At 64.4% G+C, this 18,452-nt stretch carries 15 protein-coding genes; all 15 read left to right on the forward strand.

The window, feature by feature from the left end; genetic code table 11:
• Positions 1-315 precede the first annotated feature (315 nt).
• The 15 genes from LFL96_RS02385 to LFL96_RS02455 all read left to right on the forward strand — a co-directional run bounded on the left by LFL96_RS02385 (position 316) and on the right by LFL96_RS02455 (position 18,358).
• Complete coding sequence (locus LFL96_RS02385; RefSeq protein ID WP_280997610.1) at positions 316-4,410, forward strand: DUF3683 domain-containing protein; 4,095 nt, start codon at positions 316-318, stop codon at positions 4,408-4,410.
• Between the two features lie 34 nt (positions 4,411-4,444).
• Complete coding sequence (locus LFL96_RS02390; RefSeq protein WP_280997612.1) at positions 4,445-4,873, forward strand: HIT family protein; 429 nt, start codon at positions 4,445-4,447, stop codon at positions 4,871-4,873.
• 201 nt (positions 4,874-5,074) lie between these two features.
• On the forward strand, positions 5,075-5,488 hold the full coding sequence (locus LFL96_RS02395; RefSeq protein WP_280997614.1) for a DUF971 domain-containing protein: 414 nt from the start codon (positions 5,075-5,077) through the stop codon (positions 5,486-5,488).
• Positions 5,489-5,555: 67 nt separating this feature from the next.
• On the forward strand, positions 5,556-6,287 hold the full coding sequence (gene ubiE / locus LFL96_RS02400) for a bifunctional demethylmenaquinone methyltransferase/2-methoxy-6-polyprenyl-1,4-benzoquinol methylase UbiE (protein WP_012431711.1): 732 nt from the start codon (positions 5,556-5,558) through the stop codon (positions 6,285-6,287).
• A gap of 38 nt (positions 6,288-6,325) precedes the next feature.
• Positions 6,326-7,330, forward strand: a complete 1,005-nt coding sequence (locus LFL96_RS02405) for a TIM44-like domain-containing protein (protein WP_280997620.1) — start codon at positions 6,326-6,328, stop codon at positions 7,328-7,330.
• 162 nt (positions 7,331-7,492) lie between these two features.
• Positions 7,493-8,137 carry an SCP2 sterol-binding domain-containing protein gene (locus LFL96_RS02410; RefSeq protein ID WP_280997622.1) on the forward strand — a complete coding sequence of 215 codons (645 nt, stop codon included), beginning with the start codon at positions 7,493-7,495 and terminating at the stop codon, positions 8,135-8,137.
• A gap of 15 nt (positions 8,138-8,152) precedes the next feature.
• A complete protein-coding gene (gene ubiB, locus LFL96_RS02415; RefSeq protein WP_280997624.1) occupies positions 8,153-9,730 on the forward strand; it encodes a ubiquinone biosynthesis regulatory protein kinase UbiB in 1,578 nt (525 codons plus the stop codon).
• Positions 9,731-9,781: 51 nt separating this feature from the next.
• On the forward strand, positions 9,782-10,405 hold the full coding sequence (locus LFL96_RS02420; protein ID WP_280997626.1) for a thiopurine S-methyltransferase: 624 nt from the start codon (positions 9,782-9,784) through the stop codon (positions 10,403-10,405).
• A gap of 183 nt (positions 10,406-10,588) precedes the next feature.
• Positions 10,589-10,978 carry an FmdB family zinc ribbon protein gene (locus LFL96_RS02425; RefSeq protein WP_280997628.1) on the forward strand — a complete coding sequence of 130 codons (390 nt, stop codon included), beginning with the start codon at positions 10,589-10,591 and terminating at the stop codon, positions 10,976-10,978.
• A gap of 75 nt (positions 10,979-11,053) precedes the next feature.
• Positions 11,054-11,707, forward strand: coding sequence for a DUF502 domain-containing protein (locus tag LFL96_RS02430; protein WP_280997630.1), 654 nt, complete (start codon positions 11,054-11,056; stop codon positions 11,705-11,707).
• Between the two features lie 63 nt (positions 11,708-11,770).
• A complete protein-coding gene (gene aspS, locus LFL96_RS02435; RefSeq protein WP_280997632.1) occupies positions 11,771-13,570 on the forward strand; it encodes an aspartate--tRNA ligase in 1,800 nt (599 codons plus the stop codon).
• A gap of 206 nt (positions 13,571-13,776) precedes the next feature.
• Complete coding sequence (gene nudB / locus LFL96_RS02440; protein WP_280997634.1) at positions 13,777-14,283, forward strand: dihydroneopterin triphosphate diphosphatase; 507 nt, start codon at positions 13,777-13,779, stop codon at positions 14,281-14,283.
• Positions 14,280-15,539: a cardiolipin synthase ClsB gene (gene clsB / locus LFL96_RS02445; protein ID WP_280997636.1), complete on the forward strand. Its 1,260-nt coding sequence runs from the start codon at positions 14,280-14,282 to the stop codon at positions 15,537-15,539. Before nudB ends, clsB begins: the two co-directional genes overlap by 4 nt.
• Before the next feature lie 247 nt (positions 15,540-15,786).
• Positions 15,787-17,472 carry a tetratricopeptide repeat-containing glycosyltransferase family protein gene (locus LFL96_RS02450; RefSeq protein WP_280997638.1) on the forward strand — a complete coding sequence of 562 codons (1,686 nt, stop codon included), beginning with the start codon at positions 15,787-15,789 and terminating at the stop codon, positions 17,470-17,472.
• A 286-nt stretch (positions 17,473-17,758) separates the two neighbouring features.
• Positions 17,759-18,358 (forward strand): TetR/AcrR family transcriptional regulator, encoded by a 600-nt coding sequence (locus LFL96_RS02455; RefSeq protein ID WP_091796739.1) that lies wholly within the window; start codon positions 17,759-17,761, stop codon positions 18,356-18,358.
• Positions 18,359-18,452: the final 94 nt, after the last annotated feature.

Consider the following 18,452-nt stretch of genomic DNA (forward strand, 5'->3'; position numbering starts at 1 on the left):
CGTTTTCAGCCGCCGACGCAGGGCGGGATCATGCGGTAGAATTCGGCTTCGGAATAAGGATCGGAAGATGCACTGGCAGCCTCGGTTCGCCCACTTGATGCCTGTCCCGCGTGAGGCTTGCCCCGCGGCGGAGCGGCACGTGCGCCACGCACGATCGTGTAGCTAGAGCCGAGCGCCGCGAAGCGATCGACGTGAATCAGGCCGTCGGTCGGGCTTCGCTCCCCTTAGAAGATTTCCAGCATTGCGCCCCACGCGCACTGTCAGCCGACGCCTCTTCGACGAGCGCGCCGGGTTGACCTACCGAGTCGTCCAAACATGAACGCACCTCAAGTTTTCGATCCGCACGGTGCCGCCGCTGCGGTGGCTGCCGATCCCGAAGCGCGTCTGCGCGAAATTCCCTACAACTACACATCGTTCTCCGATCGTGAAATCGTGATCCGCCTGCTCGGAGACGACGCCTGGGCGGTGCTCGCCGAATTGCGCGCGGAGCGCCGCACCGGCCGTTCCGCGCGGATGCTGTACGAAGTGCTCGGCGACATCTGGGTCGTGCGCCGCAATCCGTACCTGCAGGACGACATGCTCGACAATCCGAAGCGTCGTGCGCAGTTGATCGAAGCGCTGCATCACCGCCTGACCGAGATCGACAAGCGCCGTCGCGCGGATCTGGTCGAACACGGCGATGAAGCCGGCGTGGACCGCGCCGCGCGCGTCGACACGCTGGTGCAGGCCGCGCGCCGCGCGGTCGACGATTTCAGCAGCGAATTCCAGAAGACCTACGACCTGCGCCGCCGCGCGACCAAGGTGCTCGGCAAGGTCACGGAAAAAGACAACGTCAAGTTCGACGGCCTGTCCCGCGTTTCGCACGTGACGGACGCGACCGACTGGCGCGTCGAATACCCGTTCGTCGTGCTGACGCCGGACACCGAGGCCGAGATCGCCGGCATGATCAAGGCGTGTTTCGAACTCGGGCTGACCGTGATCCCGCGTGGCGGCGGTACCGGCTACACGGGCGGCGCGGTGCCGCTCACGCCGTTCTCCGCCGTGATCAACACCGAAAAGCTCGAACAGCTCGGCGCGGTCGAGATGACCGAACTGCCGGGCGTCGATCGCAAGGTCGCGACGATTTTTTCCGGCGCGGGCGTGGTCACGCGGCGCGTGACCGAAGCGGCCGAGCAGGCCGGCTTCGTGTTCGCGGTGGACCCGACGTCGCTGGACGCGTCCTGCGTCGGCGGCAATGTCGCGATGAACGCGGGCGGCAAGAAGGCGGTGTTGTGGGGCACGGCGCTCGATAACCTTGCCTGGTGGCGCATGGTCGACCCGGAAGGGAACTGGCTCGAAGTCACGCGCCTCGACCACAACATGGGCAAGATCCACGACATCGAAGTCGCGCGTTTCCGGCTCGACTGGTTCGACGGCAACTACGCGCCGGGCGAGAAACTGCTGCGCACCGAGTCGCTCGACATCAAGGGCCGCGTGTTCCGTAAGGAAGGGCTCGGCAAGGACGTCACCGACAAATTCCTCGCCGGCCTGCCGGGCGTGCAGAAGGAAGGCTGCGACGGGCTGATCACGTCCGCGCGCTGGGTGCTGCACAAGATGCCCGCGCACACGCGCACCGTGTGCCTCGAATTCTTCGGCCAGGCGCGCGAGGCGATTCCGAGCATCGTCGAAATCAAGGACTATCTGTTCGAGACGTCGAAGCAGGGTGGCGCGATTCTCGCCGGCCTCGAACATCTCGACGAGCGCTATCTGCGCGCGGTCGGCTACGCGACCAAGAGCAAGCGCAACGCGTTTCCGAAGATGGTGCTGATCGGCGACATCGTCGGCGACGATCCGGATGCGGTCGCGCATGCCACCTCGGAAGTGGTGCGCATGGCCAACGGCAAGAGCGGCGAGGGTTTCGTCGCGGTCAGCGCCGAGGCGCGCAAGCGCTTCTGGCTCGACCGCAGCCGCACCGCCGCGATCGCCAAGCACACCAACGCGTTCAAGATCAACGAAGACGTGGTGATCCCGCTGAACCGGATGGGCGAGTACACGGACGGTATCGAGCGGATCAATATCGAGCTGTCCATCAAGAACAAGCTGCAACTGGTCGACGCGCTCGAAAGCTTCTTCAAGGGCGGCAAGCTGCCGCTCGGCAAGAGCGACGACGCGAACGAGATCCCGAGCGCCGAACTGCTCGAAGACCGCGTGCAGCAGGCGCTGGATCTGCTCAAGCGCGTGCGCACCCGCTGGGAATTCCTGCGCGACAAGCTGGATCTGTCGGTGCGCGAGGCGCAGCACTACCTCGTCGGTCTGGGCTACGAGGCGCTGGCGGAAAAATTCGCCGACCGCGCCGACGCGCAGCCGGGCGCCACTGTGTTCCACATCACGCAGGACCGTACGATCCGCGTGTCGTGGAAGCAGGAAATCCGCGCCGAGTTGCGGCAGATCTTCAACGGCGGCGAGTTCAAGCCGATCCTCGAGGAAGCTCAGGCGATCCACAAGCAGGTGTTGCGCGGCCGTGTGTTCGTCGCGCTGCATATGCACGCGGGCGACGGCAACGTCCATACGAACCTGCCGGTCAACTCCGACAACTACGAGATGCTGCAGGACGCCCACACGGCGGTCGCGCGCATCATGAAGCTCGCGCGTTCGCTGGACGGCGTGATTTCCGGCGAGCACGGCATCGGCATCACCAAGCTCGAATTCCTGACCGACGACGAGATCGGCGAATTCCGCAAGTACAAGCAACGCGTCGATCCGCACGGCCGTTTCAATGCGGGCAAGCTGCTCGAGGGCGCGGACCTGCGCAACGCGTACACGCCGAGCTTCGGGCTGATGGGCTACGAATCGCTGATCATGCAGCAGTCGGACATCGGCGCGATTTCCGAGTCCATCAAGGACTGTCTGCGCTGCGGCAAGTGCAAGCCGGTGTGCGCGACCCACGTGCCGCGCGCGAACTTGCTGTACAGCCCGCGCAACAAGATTCTGGCCACCTCGCTGCTGGTCGAGGCGTTCCTGTACGAGGAGCAGACCCGTCGCGGCGTGTCGATCAAGCACTGGGAAGAGTTCAACGACGTCGCCGATCACTGCACCGTCTGTCACAAATGCGTGACGCCCTGCCCGGTGAAGATCGATTTCGGCGACGTGACCATGAACATGCGCAACCTGCTGCGCAAGATGGGCAAGAAGAAGTTCAATCCGGGCAACGCCGCCGGCATGTTCTTCCTCAATGCGACGAATCCGCAGACCATCAATGTCGCGCGTACCGCGATGATGGGCGTCGGCTACAAGGCGCAGCGCCTCGGCAACGAAGTGCTGAAGAAGTTCACGAAGAAGCAGACGGCGCACCCGCCGGCAACGGTCGGCAAGCCGAACGTCACGCAGCAGGTGATCCACTTCATGAACAAGAAGATGCCGGGCAACCTGCCGAAGAAGACCGCGCGCGCGTTGCTCGATATCGAGGACAACAAGATCGTCCCGATCATCCGCAATCCGAAGACGACCACCGCCGACACGGAAGCGGTGTTCTACTTCCCGGGCTGCGGCTCCGAGCGGCTGTTCTCGCAGGTGGGCCTCGCGACCCAGGCCATGCTGTGGGAGGCGGGCGTGCAGACGGTGCTGCCGCCGGGCTACCTGTGCTGCGGCTATCCGCAGCGCGGCTCGGGCCAGTTCGACAAGGCCGAGAAGATCGTCACGGATAACCGCGTGCTGTTCCACCGCGTGGCCAACACGCTGAACTACCTCGACATCAAGACGGTGGTGGTGTCGTGCGGTACGTGCTACGACCAGCTCGCCGGCTACGAATTCGACAAGATCTTCCCGGGCTGCCGGATCATCGACATTCACGAATATCTGCTGGAAAAGGGCATCAAGCTCGAGGGCGTGAACGGCGTGCGCTACATGTACCACGACCCTTGCCACTCGCCGATCAAGACGATCGATCCGGTCAAGCTGGTCAACCAGTTGATGGGCTCGGAAAAAGACGGCTACAAGATCGAGAAGAACGATCGTTGCTGCGGCGAATCCGGCACGCTCGCGGTCACGCGTCCGGACGTGTCCACGCAGGTCCGTTTCCGCAAGGAAGAGGAAATGCGCAAGGGCGCGGCGAAGTTGCGCGGCATCCCGCTGGTGGCCGAGGCGGGCGCGAACGCAATCAACACCGCCAACGCATCGGCCGGTGCGGCGGGCGCGCCGGAGGGTTCGGTGCTCAAGGCCGGCGACGGCCCGCAACCGAACGGCGCCACCGACGTCAAGATCCTGACCAGCTGCCCGTCCTGTCTGCAAGGCTTGTCGCGCTACAACGACGATGCCGGCACCGAGGCGGACTACATCGTCGTCGAAATGGCGCGTCACGTGCTGGGCGAAGACTGGATGGCCGACTACGTGCAGCGGGCCAACAATGGCGGAATCGAGCGCGTGCTGGTTTAATGGCACGACTGACGATTCTTGCCTGAGGACGACGATGAACTGCGTTTTTTGCCGCGAAGACGGTGGCGATGTGCTGTGGCAGGACGACAGTCTGCGTGTCGTCCTCGCCGACGAACACGATTACCCCGGCTTCTGCCGGGTGATCTGGAATCAACACGTCGCCGAGTTTTCGGATCTCGCCGACAGCGACCGCGATCGCGTGATGCGGGCCGTGTACGCCGTGGAACGCGCGTTGCGGCGCGTGATGCAGCCGGTCAAGGTGAATCTCGCGAGCCTCGGCAATCAGGTGCCGCACGTGCACTGGCATGTGATTCCGCGTTATTCGAACGACGCGCATTTTCCCTTGCCCATCTGGGCGCCGCGTCAGCGCACGGTGTCCGAAGCGATGCTGTCGTCGCGCCGCGCGCAGGCCACGTTGCTGCGCGAGGCGGTGCGGCAGGAAATCGAACACGCGTTGGCTTGAGTTCGGCTGGGCTGGGGTTTGAAGGCCGGCGCCCGGTTTGGCGCGGGTTCGATCCTGGCGCTGGCCAAATCTCGCCAGGCGCGGCCAACTTAATTCATCTCGCTGGCCGCCCACAGGCGCGAGATGCCGGAGCGGTCTCGAACCGCCCAACGCAACCGGGCCGGAATCATCCCGGCGCGTATCTTTCTGGAGAGGCTCATCATGAGCGGACTGACCCGTGAGACGCCGGTGCCGACCGGCGTGGTCGTGCATTCCAAATCGCGTGTACTCGAATTGCAATACGCAAACGGCGAATCGTACCGGCTGCCGTTCGAGTTCTTGCGTGTCTATTCGCCGTCGGCGGAAGTGCAGGGCCACGGGCCCGGCCAGGAAACGCTGCAGACCGGCAAGCGCGACGTGACGATCACGATGATCGAGGGCGTCGGCAATTACGCGCTGCAGCCCACTTTCTCCGACGGGCACGGCACCGGCATCTATTCGTGGGATCTGCTGCACGACATGGCGGTGCGTCAGGATGAACTCTGGGCCGCGTATCTCGCCAAACTACAGGCGGCGGGCGTCGACCGCGACGCGCCGATGACGCCATCCGGCGCTGCGCACGGGCACTGTCACTGATACGATTCGCCCTGATCGCCGCACTGATGCGGCGCAACAATCCAGAATACGCGAAAGGACGAGCGCGATGAGCAAAACCCACTTCGGCTTTCAATCGGTCGACGAACAGGACAAAGCGCAGAAGGTGGCGGGCGTGTTCCACTCGGTTGCCGCTAACTACGACTTGATGAACGACCTGATGTCGGGCGGGTTGCACCGGGCCTGGAAGATGTTCACGATCGCCCAGGCGAACGTGCGGCCGGGTTACAAGGTGCTCGACATCGCGGGCGGCACGGGCGATCTGTCGAAGGCGTTCGCGAAGCAGGCGGGCGACACCGGCGAGGTCTGGCACACCGACATCAACGAATCGATGCTGCGCGTCGGCCGCGACCGTCTGCTGGACAAGGGCGTGATCACCCCGGCGCTGCTCTGCGACGCCGAGAAGATTCCCTTTCCGGACAACTACTTCGATGTGGTGACGGTGGCCTTCGGCCTGCGCAACATGACCCACAAGGACGTCGCGCTGGCGGAAATGCGGCGCGTGCTGAAACCGGCCGGGCGCCTGCTGGTGCTGGAATTCTCGAAGGTGTGGGATCCGCTCAAAAAAGTCTACGACGTCTATTCTTTCAAGGTGTTGCCGTGGCTGGGCGAACGCTTCGCGAAAGACGCCGAGAGCTATCAGTATCTGGCGGAATCGATCCGCATGCATCCGGATCAGGAAACTTTAAAAACAATGATGGAACAAGCTGGCCTGGACGGCGTCAAATATTACAATTTGTCAGCTGGCGTGGTAGCTTTACATGTGGGGACCAAATACTAGGGTTCCTAACCCATCGATTTTTAAAGGAAAGTGCGAAAATGTCCGATTCAGCGTTGTTATCTCCCCGTAAGGTTAGGCGGTCGTTGGCGAGAAGAATCGGACTGATCGCGGTGGTCGGTCTGATCATGGCCGGCTCCCTCGCTTCGCTCGATGCGGAAGCTCGCCGCATGGGCGGTGGCCGCAGCATCGGCCGTCAGTCGAACACCGTTCAGCAGCAACATCAGGCGACGCCGTCGCAACCCGCACAAAGCAACCAGGCCATGCAGCAGCGCGCGCAACCCGCGCCCGCGGCGGCGCCGGCCGCGCAGCCTAACCGCTCGCGGTGGCTCGGACCGATCGCCGGTCTGGCCGCCGGTCTCGGCATCGCCGCGTTGCTGTCGCACTTCGGCCTGGGCGGCGCGTTCGCCGGCGCCATGGCCAATATCATCGTGATTGCCGTGCTGGCCATGATCGGCATCTGGCTGGTCCGCCGCTTCATGGGCCGCAAGCGCGACACGGCGCAACCGGCCTACGCCGGCGCGTCGCCGTCGCTGAATTCGGGTAACAGCGGCTATACGTCGCAGGAGCCGCGCTACAACGCGCCGCCCGCCGGTTCGTATCTGGAGCCGCAAGGCCATTCGATGAGCGCGCCGGGAATTGCTACGGCGGCTACGGCGGCCGCCGTGCCGGCCGGTTTCGATTCGGAAGCGTTCCTGCGTAACGCCAAGGTGTATTTCGTGCGGCTCCAGGCGGCGTGGGACGTCGGCAATATGGACGACATCCGCGAATTCACCACGCCGGAAATGTTCGCCGAGGTGAAGGTGGACCTGTCCTCGCGCGGTAACGAGAGCAACCAGACGGATATCGTCCAGTTGAACGCCGAGATGCTGGGCGTCGAAGAGCGCGCGAACGAGTACTTCGCAAGCGTGCGCTTCTCCGGCCTGATCCGCGAAGCGCCGGGCGCGGCGGCGGAACCGTTCGTCGAAGTGTGGAATCTGTCGAAGTCGAACCGCGCCGGCGAAGGCTGGCTGCTGGCCGGTATCCAGCAGGTTGCGCAGCATTGAGCTCACCGGGGCCGCGTCGCCACGGCCTCGGGGCAACGCGGTCGAGCCTGATTTCGCACAAAGCATCGGCCGTTCGGCATAGCAGGCCGCGAAGCGAACGGACGTTACAATAGGAACCCGCGCGGGCACCTCGCCCGCGCGGGTTTTTTCTTGCCACTTTCAATGACCCTCGCCGCCAAGCCCTTCGCTGCTGCTGTCAATCATCTGCTCGCCCGCGAATCGTGGGCTCGTGAGCGCCTCGCCCCGTACGCGGGCAAGACCGCCAGACTGGCCTGTCCGCCGGTCGTGCTGACGCTGCTGGTGCAGCCCGACGGTTATCTGGGCGCGATCGGCGAAACCGACGCACAACAGTTCGACGTCACCATCTCGGTGCCGTCCGACGCGCTGCCGGCCTTCGTGCAAGGCGGCCAGGCCGCGGTCATGAAGCACGTGAAGATCGAGGGCGACGCGGAGTTCGCCACGGTGATCGCCAAACTCGCCGAGCATCTGCGCTGGGAGCCGGAGGAGGATCTCGCGAAGTTCATCGGCGATGGGCCTGCGTGGCGGGTGGCGTCGATCGTACAATCGGTCGGCGAACACGTGCAGCGCACCGGGCGCAACCTGCTCGACACGGCCGCCGAATATCTGCTCGACGAAAATCCGCAACTGGTGCGCCGTGCATCGCTGGAAGACTTCAACGTCGAACTGGCGCGTGCGCGCGATGCGCTGGCGCGCGTGGAAAAACGCGTCGAGCGTCTGGAACAGAAGGTCGAAGCCCGCGGCGCGCATGCGCCGGGCGGCGCCGCTACGTCGCGCGGCACGCGCTAGTCAACGGGCACAACTATGCGTTTTCTGCGCTTCCTCAAGATTTTCTTCACGGTAATCCGCTTCGGTCTCGACGAGATGATGCTCGGCCGCGTCAACGACCGGCGCGTGCGCTTCCTGCTGCGCATCACCACGATCGGCCGCAAGTTCGAAGCGCCGCCGGGTGTGCGTCTGCGGCTCGCGCTCGAAAGCCTCGGGCCGATCTTCGTCAAGTTCGGCCAGGTGCTGTCCACGCGCCGCGATCTGTTGCCGGTCGACATCGCCAACGAACTCGCGAAGTTGCAGGACCAGGTGCCGCCGTTCGATTCGGCGGTGGCGATCGGGCTCGTCGAGAAATCGCTCGGCGCACCGGTCGACGTGCTGTTCGACGATTTCGAGCGGGTGCCGGTGGCGAGCGCGTCGATCGCGCAGGTCCATTTCGCGAAGGTCAAGGCCGGTCAGCACGCCGGCAAGGCGGTCGCGGTGAAGGTGCTGCGCCCGAACATGCTGCCGGTGATCGATTCCGACCTCGCGCTGTTGCGCGACATCGCCGTGTGGGCCGAGCGCCTTTGGGCGGACGGCAAGCGCCTGAAGCCGCGCGAGGTGGTCGCCGAATTCGACAAGTATCTGCACGACGAACTCGATCTGATGCGCGAGGCGGCCAACGGCAGCCAGTTGCGGCGCAATTTCGCCGGGCTCGATCTGCTGCTGGTGCCGGAAATGTATTGGGAGTTCTGCACGCCCACGGTGCTGGTGATGGAGCGCATGGTCGGCGTGCCGATCAGTCAGGTCGAAACGCTGCGCGCGGCCGGCGTGGATATCCCTAAGCTGGCGCGCGAAGGCGTCGAGATTTTTTTCACGCAGGTGTTCCGCGACGGCTTTTTTCACGCCGACATGCATCCGGGCAACATTCAGGTGAGCCTCGATCCGGCGCACTTCGGCCGCTATATCGCGCTCGACTTCGGCATCATCGGCGCGCTGTCGGATTTCGATAAGAACTATCTGGCGCAGAACTTCCTCGCGTTCTTCAAGCGCGACTATCACCGCGTCGCCACGCTGCATCTGGAGTCGGGCTGGGTGCCGGCCACCACGCGCGTCGAGGAGCTCGAAAGCGCGATCCGCGCGGTGTGCGAGCCGTATTTCGACCGCGCGCTGAAGGACATTTCGCTCGGTCAGGTGCTGATGCGACTGTTTTCCACGTCGCGCCGCTTCAACGTCGAGATTCAGCCGCAACTGGTCTTGCTGCAGAAGACCATGCTGAATGTGGAAGGGCTGGGCCGCTCGCTCGATCCCGAACTGGATCTGTGGAAGACCGCCAAGCCGTATCTCGAGCGCTGGATGAACGAGCAGATCGGTCTGCGCGGCTGGTACGAGCGGCTGAAAATCGAGGCGCCGCAGTGGAGCAAGACGCTGCCGCAACTGCCGCGTCTGATCCATCATGTGCTGGCGGAGCGCCACGACAACAAGCACGGCGCGAACGACGACATGATTCGCCAGATCCTGCTCGAACAGAAACGCACCAACCGTCTGCTGCAAGGCCTGCTGCTGTTCGGCGTGGCGGTGGGCGTCGGCGCGGTGCTGGCGCGGGTGTTCCTGGCGCTCGCCTACGGCGGTTGAGCCACGGCACAGTACAGCACAGCGCACCACAGCATAGCCACGAGGTATCCGATGAGCGATCCGATCCAGCCAGCCGTCCCCGACTTCACGAACCGCGACCCCAACTCGCCGCAATTCTGGGACGAGCGCTTCGAGCAGCGATTCACGCCGTGGGACCAGGCGGGCGTGCCGTCGGCGTTTCGGGCATTCGCGGCGCGTCATCCGGGTGCGGCGGTGTTGATCCCGGGTTGCGGTAGCGCGTACGAGGCGCTGTATCTCGCCGAGCACGGCAATCCGGTGCGTGCGATCGATTTCGCGCCAGCCGCCGTCGCGGCCGCATCGGCGCAGTTGGGCGAGCGGCACGCACACCTGGTCGAGCAGGCGGATTTCTTCGCCTACGAGCCGCCGTTCGCGCCCGCGTGGATCTACGAGCGGGCCTTTCTTTGCGCGCTGCCGCTGGCCATGCGCACCGGTTATGCGCGGCGCGTGGCCGAACTGTTGCCGGCGGGCGCGTTGCTGGCCGGTTTCTTCTTCCTCGGCGCGACGCCGAAAGGGCCGCCGTTCGGCATCGAACGGTCCGAACTCGACGCGCTGCTCGCGCCGGATTTCGAGCTGATCGAAGACGAGGCCGTAACCGATTCGATTCCGATCTTCGCCGGGCGCGAGCGCTGGATGACCTGGCGCCGCCGCGGCTGAAGGCGGGCCACGCGCGCTCGCGCCGGATCTGAGGCGCGCACTTGATTCGACCCTCACCGTCCCCATTTGCGCGGACGGCGGCTGCATCGGGCGCGCGTCCTTCAATTCCGCGGGAGCGACATCGTTTGCGGCTATAATTCAAGGCTTTGCAAGCGTTTACTAGATTTCAGTAGGGAAAAGATCATGCCGATCTACGCGTATCGTTGCGAGTCATGCGGCTTCGGGAAGGACGTGCTTCAGAAGATGAGCGACCCCCAGTTGACGCAGTGTCCCGAGTGCGGGAAAGACACGTTTCGCAAACAGGTCACCGCAGCGGGTTTCCAGTTGAAGGGTTCAGGCTGGTACGTCACCGACTTCCGCGGCGGTAACAGCGGCGCCAGCGCGCCGGCCAAGCCCGACGCCAATGGCGCGGCGAATGGCGACAATGCGGCCGCCGGTAGCGGCGCCGCGAATGGCGGCACGGCTTCGGCGGACGGCGCGTCCGCCGCTTCATCGAACGCAGCCGCGACTCCGGCCACGCCTGCCGCCGCCCCGGCGGCACCGGCGAGCTCGAACGGTTCCGGCAGCGCCTAGCAGCACGGCCGCCTTAACGGGCGGCGCATACGCCGCGTTGCGGGCTTCGGTCCGCGCGGCCTTCTGGCGGTACACATGACGACGAAAAAAACGACGCTCAAATCGGTGTTCCTGACTGGCCTGCTGGTGCTGGTGCCTCTGGCCATCACGCTGTGGGTGCTCGGCCTGATCATCGGCACGATGGACCAGACGCTGTTGCTGCTGCCCAGTTCGTGGCAGCCGGAACGCGCGCTCGGCTTCCGCCTGCCGGGCCTCGGCGCGGTACTCACGCTCGCGTTCATCTTTGTCGTCGGGCTGTTGACGCAGAACTTCATCGGGCAGAAGCTCGTGAAGTGGTGGGAAGTCGTGGTCGCGCACATTCCGGTGGTCGGCCCGATCTACACCAGCGTCAAGCAGGTGTCGGATACCTTGCTGTCGAGCAGCGGCAATGCGTTCCGCAAGGCGCTGCTGATCGAATATCCGCGCCGCGGTTCCTATACGATCGCGTTTCTGACCGGCATTCCGGGCGGCGACGTGGTCAATCACCTGAAAGAAGATTACGTCAGCGTGTACGTGCCGACTACGCCGAACCCCACGTCCGGCTTCTTCCTGATGGTGCCCAGGAGCGAAGTGATCGAACTCGACATGACGGTCGACGCGGCGCTCAAGTACATCGTCTCGATGGGCGTCGTGGCGCCGTCCGCTCCTCCGGCGCCGGTGCGCCGCACGACTGTCGAGCCTCCGCTGTAATGCCGGCGCGCGGCTTCCAACGCCGCACGCCGTCCAACCAATGCATAACGAAAGACAAACATCATGTCGATGAGAACTGAATACTGCGGTCTGGTGACCGAAGAACGGCTGGGCCAAACTGTTTCGCTGTGCGGCTGGGTGAGCCGCCGCCGCGACCATGGCGGCGTCATCTTCATCGACCTGCGCGATCGCGAAGGCCTCGTTCAGGTCGTTTGCGACCCGGACCGCGCGGAGATGTTCAAGGCCGCCGAAGGCGTGCGCAACGAGTTCTGCCTGCAGATCAAGGGCGTGGTGCGCAGCCGTCCGGAAGGCACGACCAATGCCGCGCTGAAGAGCGGCAAGATTGAAGTGCTGTGCCACGAGCTGATCGTGCTGAACGCGTCGATCACGCCGCCGTTCCAGCTCGACGACGACAATCTGTCGGAAACCACGCGCCTCACGCATCGCGTGCTCGATCTGCGCCGTCCGCAGATGCAGCACAACCTGCGTCTGCGTTACCGCGTGTCGATCGAAGCGCGCAAGTATCTCGACTCGCTGGGCTTCATCGACATCGAAACGCCGATGCTGACCAAGAGCACGCCGGAAGGCGCGCGCGACTACCTCGTGCCGTCGCGTACGAACCCGGGCCAGTTCTTCGCGCTGCCGCAATCGCCGCAGCTGTTCAAGCAGTTGCTGATGGTCGCGAACTTCGATCGCTACTACCAGATCGTCAAGTGCTTCCGCGACGAAGACCTGCGCGCCGACCGTCAGCCGGAATTCACGCAGATCGACTGCGAAACCTCGTTCCTCGACGAACAGGAAATCCGCGATCTGTTCGAAGCGATGATCCGTCACGTGTTCAAGGAAACGATCGGCGTTTCGCTTGACGAGAAATTCCCGGTCATGCTGTATTCGGAAGCCATGCGTCGCTTCGGTTCGGACAAGCCCGACCTGCGCGTGAAGCTCGAATTCACGGACCTGACCGATGCGGTCAAGGACGTCGACTTCAAGGTGTTCAGCACGCCGGCCAACACGAAGGACGGCCGCGTCGCGGCGATCCGCGTGCCGAAGGGCGGCGAGCTGTCGCGTGGCGATATCGACAGCTACACGGAATTCGTGCGCATCTACGGCGCGAAGGGTCTGGCGTGGATCAAGGTCAACGAAGTCGCGAAGGGCCGTGACGGTCTGCAAAGCCCGATCGTCAAGAACCTGCACGACGAGGCGGTCAAGGCGATCATCGAGCGCACCGGCGCGCAAGATGGCGACATCATCTTCTTCGCGGCGGATCGCGCGAAGGTGGTGAACGACAGCCTGGGCGCGCTGCGTCTGAAGATCGGCCATTCGGAGTTCGGCAAGGCGAACGGTCTGGTCGAATCGGGCTGGAAGCCGCTGTGGGTGGTCGACTTCCCGATGTTCGAATACGACGAGGAAGACAACCGCTACGTCGCCGCGCATCACCCGTTCACGAGCCCGAAGGACGAGCACCTCGAATATCTGGAAACGGATCCGGCGCGCTGCCTCGCGAAGGCGTACGACATGGTGCTCAACGGCTGGGAAATCGGCGGCGGTTCGGTGCGGATTCACCGCGAGGAAGTGCAGAGCAAGGTGTTCCGCGCGCTGAAGATCAACGCGGAAGAAGCGCAGGCCAAGTTCGGCTTCCTGCTCGACGCGCTGCAATACGGCGCGCCGCCGCACGGCGGTATCGCCTTCGGTCTGGACCGCATCGTCACGATGATGGCCGGCGCCGATTCGATCCGCGACGTGATCGCGTTCCCGAAGACGCAACGCGCACAGTGTCTGCTCACGCAGGCGCCGAGCGAAGTGGACGAGCGCCAGTTGCGCGAGTTGCACATCCGTCTGCGTACGCCGGAACCGAAGGCGTAAGCGGGCAGGCGCGCGAGCGCCGGCAGGATGGGCCGAAGCGGCGGGGCGTCGCCCGCCGCGAATCAAGTCGAGTCCTGAAAGACGAACCTGAAAGGCGCGTTCACGCCGTGACGCGCCTTTCTGCTTTTTTGCGTTACAGTCGCAGCAACAGCTTTCGACCGTCATCCGACATGTCTCGCGCAAACCTTGCGCCTCGTTGCCCCACCATGCCGAAACCGCCGAAAATTCCGCAATCCGTACTCGTCGTCATTCATACGCCCGCGCTCGAGGTGCTGCTGATCGAGCGCGCCGATCATGCCGGTTTCTGGCAATCGGTGACGGGCTCGAAGGACCGGCTCGACGAGCCGCTCGCCGAGACCGCGACGCGCGAAGTCGCCGAGGAAACCGGCATCGTGATCGGCGGCGCGCGCGTGCCGCGTGACGCGCTGTTCGACTGGCGCTATTCGATCGAATACGAGATTTACCCGGAGTTCCGCTATCGCTATGCGGACGGTGTGATCCACAACACCGAACACTGGTTCAGCGTGCAGGTGCCCGAGCCGGTCGAGGTGACGCTCGCGCCGCGCGAGCACATCGCGTTCGTGTGGTTGCCGTACGAGGAAGCGGCGTCGCGATGTTTTTCGTCGTCGAATGCGGATGCGATTCTGCAATTGCCTCGCCGCCTCGGCGCACGTTCGGACGCTGGCGCGCATGCCGGCGAGCGTAGCCGGTGAGCGTCGGCGGCGCGCGCCGTTTCGCCCGACTGCGGCAATCGCTGCTCGGCCGCCGCTATTGGCAGCGCTACCGCTTCACCGCCGGCAACGACGTCCAGCTGCTGCGCTCCGGCGAGCAGTTCTTCAGCGCGTTGATCGCGCGTATCGACGCGGCGCAGCGCGACGTCGTGCTCGAAACCTACATCTTCTGTCATGACGACGCCGGCAAGGCGATCGGCGCCGCGTTGCTGCGTGCCGCCGCGCGCGGCGTGCGGGTGCGTGTGATCACCGACGGCATCGGCACCGCGCGTCTGCCGATGTTCGACGAGTGGCCGCTTGCCGGCATCGACCATCGCATCTACAACCCGCATCTGTTCGGGCGGTTCGGCTTCTCGCGCACGCATCGCAAGCTGGCGGTGATCGACGATCAGTTCGCCTTTTGCGGCGGCATCAACATCGTCGACGATTACGAGAACGACGGTCAGCGGTTACCCTTCCGCCGCTGGGACTTCGCGGTCGAATTGCACGGACCGGTAGTGGCCGACGTGCGCGAAGCGTTCGACGTGCAATGGCGGCGGATCCGGCTCGGACATCGGCCGCTGGACACGCTGGAGCCGGATCTCAGGCCGAAGAGCGCGGCGTCGCTCGGCAGCGTGCGGCGGCGCAGCCGTCGCCGGAACGAGGCGTTGTGGGCGGGCGGTCAGCCGTGCGTGGCCTTCGTCGCGCGCGACAACCTGATCAATCGTCGCGCGATCGAAAAGGCCTATCTGAGCGCGATCGGCCAGGCGCGCAGCGAAGTGCTGCTGGCCAATCCGTATTTCATGCCGGGGCGCAAGCTGCGGCGCGCGCTGGTGTTCGCGGCGCGGCGGGGCGTGGTGGTGAAGCTGATCATCGGCCGCAAGGAGTTCAAGGCGCTCGACTACGCGGTGCCGTTTCTGTACCGCTCGTTGCTGAAGGCCGGCGTGCAGGTCGCCGAGTATGAAAAGACCCTGTTGCACGGCAAGGTCGCGGTGGTCGATTCGAACTGGGGGACGGTGGGTTCGTCGAACCTCGACGCGCTGAGCCTGATGCTCAACAACGAGGCCAACGTGGTGCTGGTGAACGATCCCGCGGTCGATGCGCTGCGCGAAGCGATTCTCGCCGCGTTCAAGGACTCGCGACGGATCGACGAAGCGCATTACGCGGCGCGGCCGGCCGCCGAGCGCGCGCTGAACTGGCTGGCCTACACGACGTATCGCGCGGTGATGAAGCTGCTGACGGTGGGTGGGTACGACTGAAGGCCCGCTCGCCATGCGGCCCGCGCTTCGCGCGGCATCTGCGCGGCTCTCCATCTGTCCCGCTTTCGGACCGTTCCTACAGACGCGCTCCGCCACCGCCAACATAATCTGCGCTCGATAAAAATCGGGCGGCCAGTCGTGTGAAATGCGTCGCCGCGATCGCATCGGTCCCGCTTCCCTTCCAGCCCAGCAGCCGGTTCGATACGCGCTCACGGCGAGCAAACCGGCCGCGTCACGGAGACGCCATTTGCTCATCACGTCAGCCACCCAATCCGACGATCCGTCGAACCTCCACGACCTCGCCCTCGCGGCCTATCAGGCGGGCCGCTTCGACGATGCCGACAGTCTCGCCGACCAAATCCTCCAGCACGACCTGGCGCACGTCGGCGCGCTTCATTTGAAGGGTCTGCGCGCGTACGCATCCGGCGATGCAACAAGTGCCCTGACGTGGCTCGACCGCGCGATCCGGATCAAGCCGGAGCCGATTCTCTACAACACGCTCTACGCGATCCATCTCAGCCTCGGCAACTACGTGGCAGCGATCGACAGTCTTCGCCAGGGCCTCGCGCTTGAACCCAACTTCGCGGTGCTGCACTACAACCTCGCGTTGACGCTGCAGCATCACGAGCGGCTCGACGAAGCGGCCATCAGCTACCGTCGCACGCTCGAACTCGAGCCGTCGAATTCGTCCGCGCAAAACAACCTCGGCCGCATCCACGCGGACCTCGGCGCGTTGGACCAAGCCGAGCGGCACTACCGTCGGGCGCTCGAACTGTCGCCGACCAACCTCGTCGCGCGAAACAATCTGGCGATGGCGCTGCTCGCCGCCGGTCGTTACGAAGAAGCATGGCCGTATTTCGAAGACCGCTGGATCAGCTTCAAGCATGTCGACGGACGACCGGCCCGCGTGCCGGTGCAGGTGCCGTTGCCGCGATGGCACGGCGAGCGTCGCGCGACCGACGGCGATGCATCGACCGCATCCGCATCCGCCAACAATCTGCTCGTCCTCGATGAACAAGGCTTCGGCGACAGTCTGCAGTTCGTCCGCTACCTGCCGCTCTTGCTGGCGCGTTTCGACCGGGTCGGCTACGTGTGTCCGCCGCCTTTGCGCCGTTTATACGAACAGTCGCTGGGAGGCGCGCGTGGGCCGAACCTTGCGCTGCTCGACGCGACGCCTGCCGATCTGAGCGACTGGGACTGCCATTGCCCGCTGATGTCCCTGCCGATGGCGTTCCGGACGCGCCTCGACACGATTCCGGACGAACTGCCGTATCTGCATGCCGATGCCCGGCAAACCGCTGCCTGGCGCGCGCGGCTCGATGCATTGCCCAATGCGCAGCGGCCGCGCATCGGCGTGGTCTGGGCCGGCGGCCATTCCGGCATCGCGGTCGACCGTCTGCGCAGCCTGAGCTTCACCCAGATCGCGCCGTTGCTGACGCTGCCGCACCTCCACTGGATCAGTCTGCAAAAGGCCGACGACCCCGCCAAACGCGCCGACGCCGGTGCCGATACAGACGCCGGCGGCGATATCAGTTCCACTAGCCACCCCAACCCCCGCCACCCGCTGAACGCGTTGACCGACTGGACGGACGAACTCGCGGATTTCGCCGACACCGCCGCACTGATCGCCAACCTCGACCTCGTCATATCGGTGGACACCTCGGTTGCTCATCTCGCCGCCGCGATGGGCAAGCCGGTCTGGCTGCTGAATCGTTTCGCGGGATGCTGGCGCTGGCTGCGCGAGCGCGACGACAGCCCCTGGTATCCCGGCCTGCGCCTCTTCACGCAGACGCGACGCGGCGACTGGGACGACGTACTGGCGCGCGTCGCCGGCGCCTTGCTGCAACGGTTTCCCTACGCTGCGGCGCCTCGCCGGCACCCGACCCAGGAACAACCCGAACCCCGCCAGCCACGCGTCCAACAACCCAACTGAGCCCCGCCTGCGCCCGCACCCCACCGAAACCTTCTCGATTCCGCCCGACTTGCTGCATCATGTCGCCCGATTGCGGCATTCGGAGAACGTGCGCACCTTGATTGGCAACCTCGGTCTCAAGGCAAAGGCCTCTAAAAAATCTGATTCCTCCGATTGACGGATGCCGCAGAATTGGAACCTGGTTAGAAACCGGTTTCTAATAAAGTCCTTGTTTAGCGGGCGGTCGCACTCAATAATAGTACGGCCGTTCGATTTTCTTTCGGTCACATTAGAACGGTAAAAAGCTATGCGAAAAGGCGAACAAACGCGAGCCGCGATTCTCGAAGCAGCACTTGATCTGGCAAGCCGCGACGGACTGGAAGGTCTGACGATCGGGCTGCTGGCCGAGCGCATGCAGATGAGCAAAAGCGGTGTGTTCGCGCATTTCGGGTCGCGCGAGGACTTGCAGGTCGAAGTCGTGCGCGAGTACCACCGTCGTTTCGAAGACGAGGTGTTCTTCCCGAGTCTGCGCGAGCCTCGTGGCTTGCCGCGCTTGCGCGCGATGATTTCCCGCTGGATCGAGAAACGCATTCAGGAAGTCACCACCGGCTGTATCTACATCAGCGGCGCCGTCGAATACGACGACCGCGCGGATAACCCGGTACGTGAGCAACTGGTGTCGAGCGTGACGATCTGGCGTGCGGCGCTCACGCGGGCCATTTCGCAGGCCATGGAAGAAGGGCATCTGCGTGCCGACACCGATCCGCAACTGATGCTGTTCGAACTCTATAGCTTCACGCTCGGTCTGCATCATGACGCGCGCTTCCTGCATCTGCCGGATGCAGTGCGTCTCACGTGGGCCGCGCTGGAAAAATTGATTGTTTCGTATCAAAGCGAAAGCCGTTAGCAGAGCCGCCGAACCTCAACGATTCAGCGGCGCAGAAGGTTCGGTACACGGACCCAGCTGACAGCCTGGCTTCTTGTCAAACTTGGAGAGAGTC

The sequence above is a fragment of the Paraburkholderia sp. D15 genome, assembly GCF_029910215.1.
Lineage (GTDB): Bacteria > Pseudomonadota > Gammaproteobacteria > Burkholderiales > Burkholderiaceae > Paraburkholderia.

Coding starts and splice junctions, on each gene's coding strand:
- LFL96_RS02405 (WP_280997620.1), top strand. CDS start 6,326: ATGTCCGATTCAGCGTTGTTATCTCCCCGTAAGGTTAGGCGGTCGTTG.
- LFL96_RS02410 (WP_280997622.1), top strand. CDS start 7,493: ATGACCCTCGCCGCCAAGCCCTTCGCTGCTGCTGTCAATCATCTGCTC.
- LFL96_RS02395 (WP_280997614.1), top strand. CDS start 5,075: ATGAGCGGACTGACCCGTGAGACGCCGGTGCCGACCGGCGTGGTCGTG.
- aspS (WP_280997632.1), top strand. CDS start 11,771: ATGTCGATGAGAACTGAATACTGCGGTCTGGTGACCGAAGAACGGCTG.
- nudB (WP_280997634.1), top strand. CDS start 13,777: ATGCCGAAACCGCCGAAAATTCCGCAATCCGTACTCGTCGTCATTCAT.
- ubiE (WP_012431711.1), top strand. CDS start 5,556: ATGAGCAAAACCCACTTCGGCTTTCAATCGGTCGACGAACAGGACAAA.
- LFL96_RS02390 (WP_280997612.1), top strand. CDS start 4,445: ATGAACTGCGTTTTTTGCCGCGAAGACGGTGGCGATGTGCTGTGGCAG.
- LFL96_RS02420 (WP_280997626.1), top strand. CDS start 9,782: ATGAGCGATCCGATCCAGCCAGCCGTCCCCGACTTCACGAACCGCGAC.
- LFL96_RS02425 (WP_280997628.1), top strand. CDS start 10,589: ATGCCGATCTACGCGTATCGTTGCGAGTCATGCGGCTTCGGGAAGGAC.
- LFL96_RS02385 (WP_280997610.1), top strand. CDS start 316: ATGAACGCACCTCAAGTTTTCGATCCGCACGGTGCCGCCGCTGCGGTG.
- ubiB (WP_280997624.1), top strand. CDS start 8,153: ATGCGTTTTCTGCGCTTCCTCAAGATTTTCTTCACGGTAATCCGCTTC.
- LFL96_RS02430 (WP_280997630.1), top strand. CDS start 11,054: ATGACGACGAAAAAAACGACGCTCAAATCGGTGTTCCTGACTGGCCTG.
- LFL96_RS02455 (WP_091796739.1), top strand. CDS start 17,759: ATGCGAAAAGGCGAACAAACGCGAGCCGCGATTCTCGAAGCAGCACTT.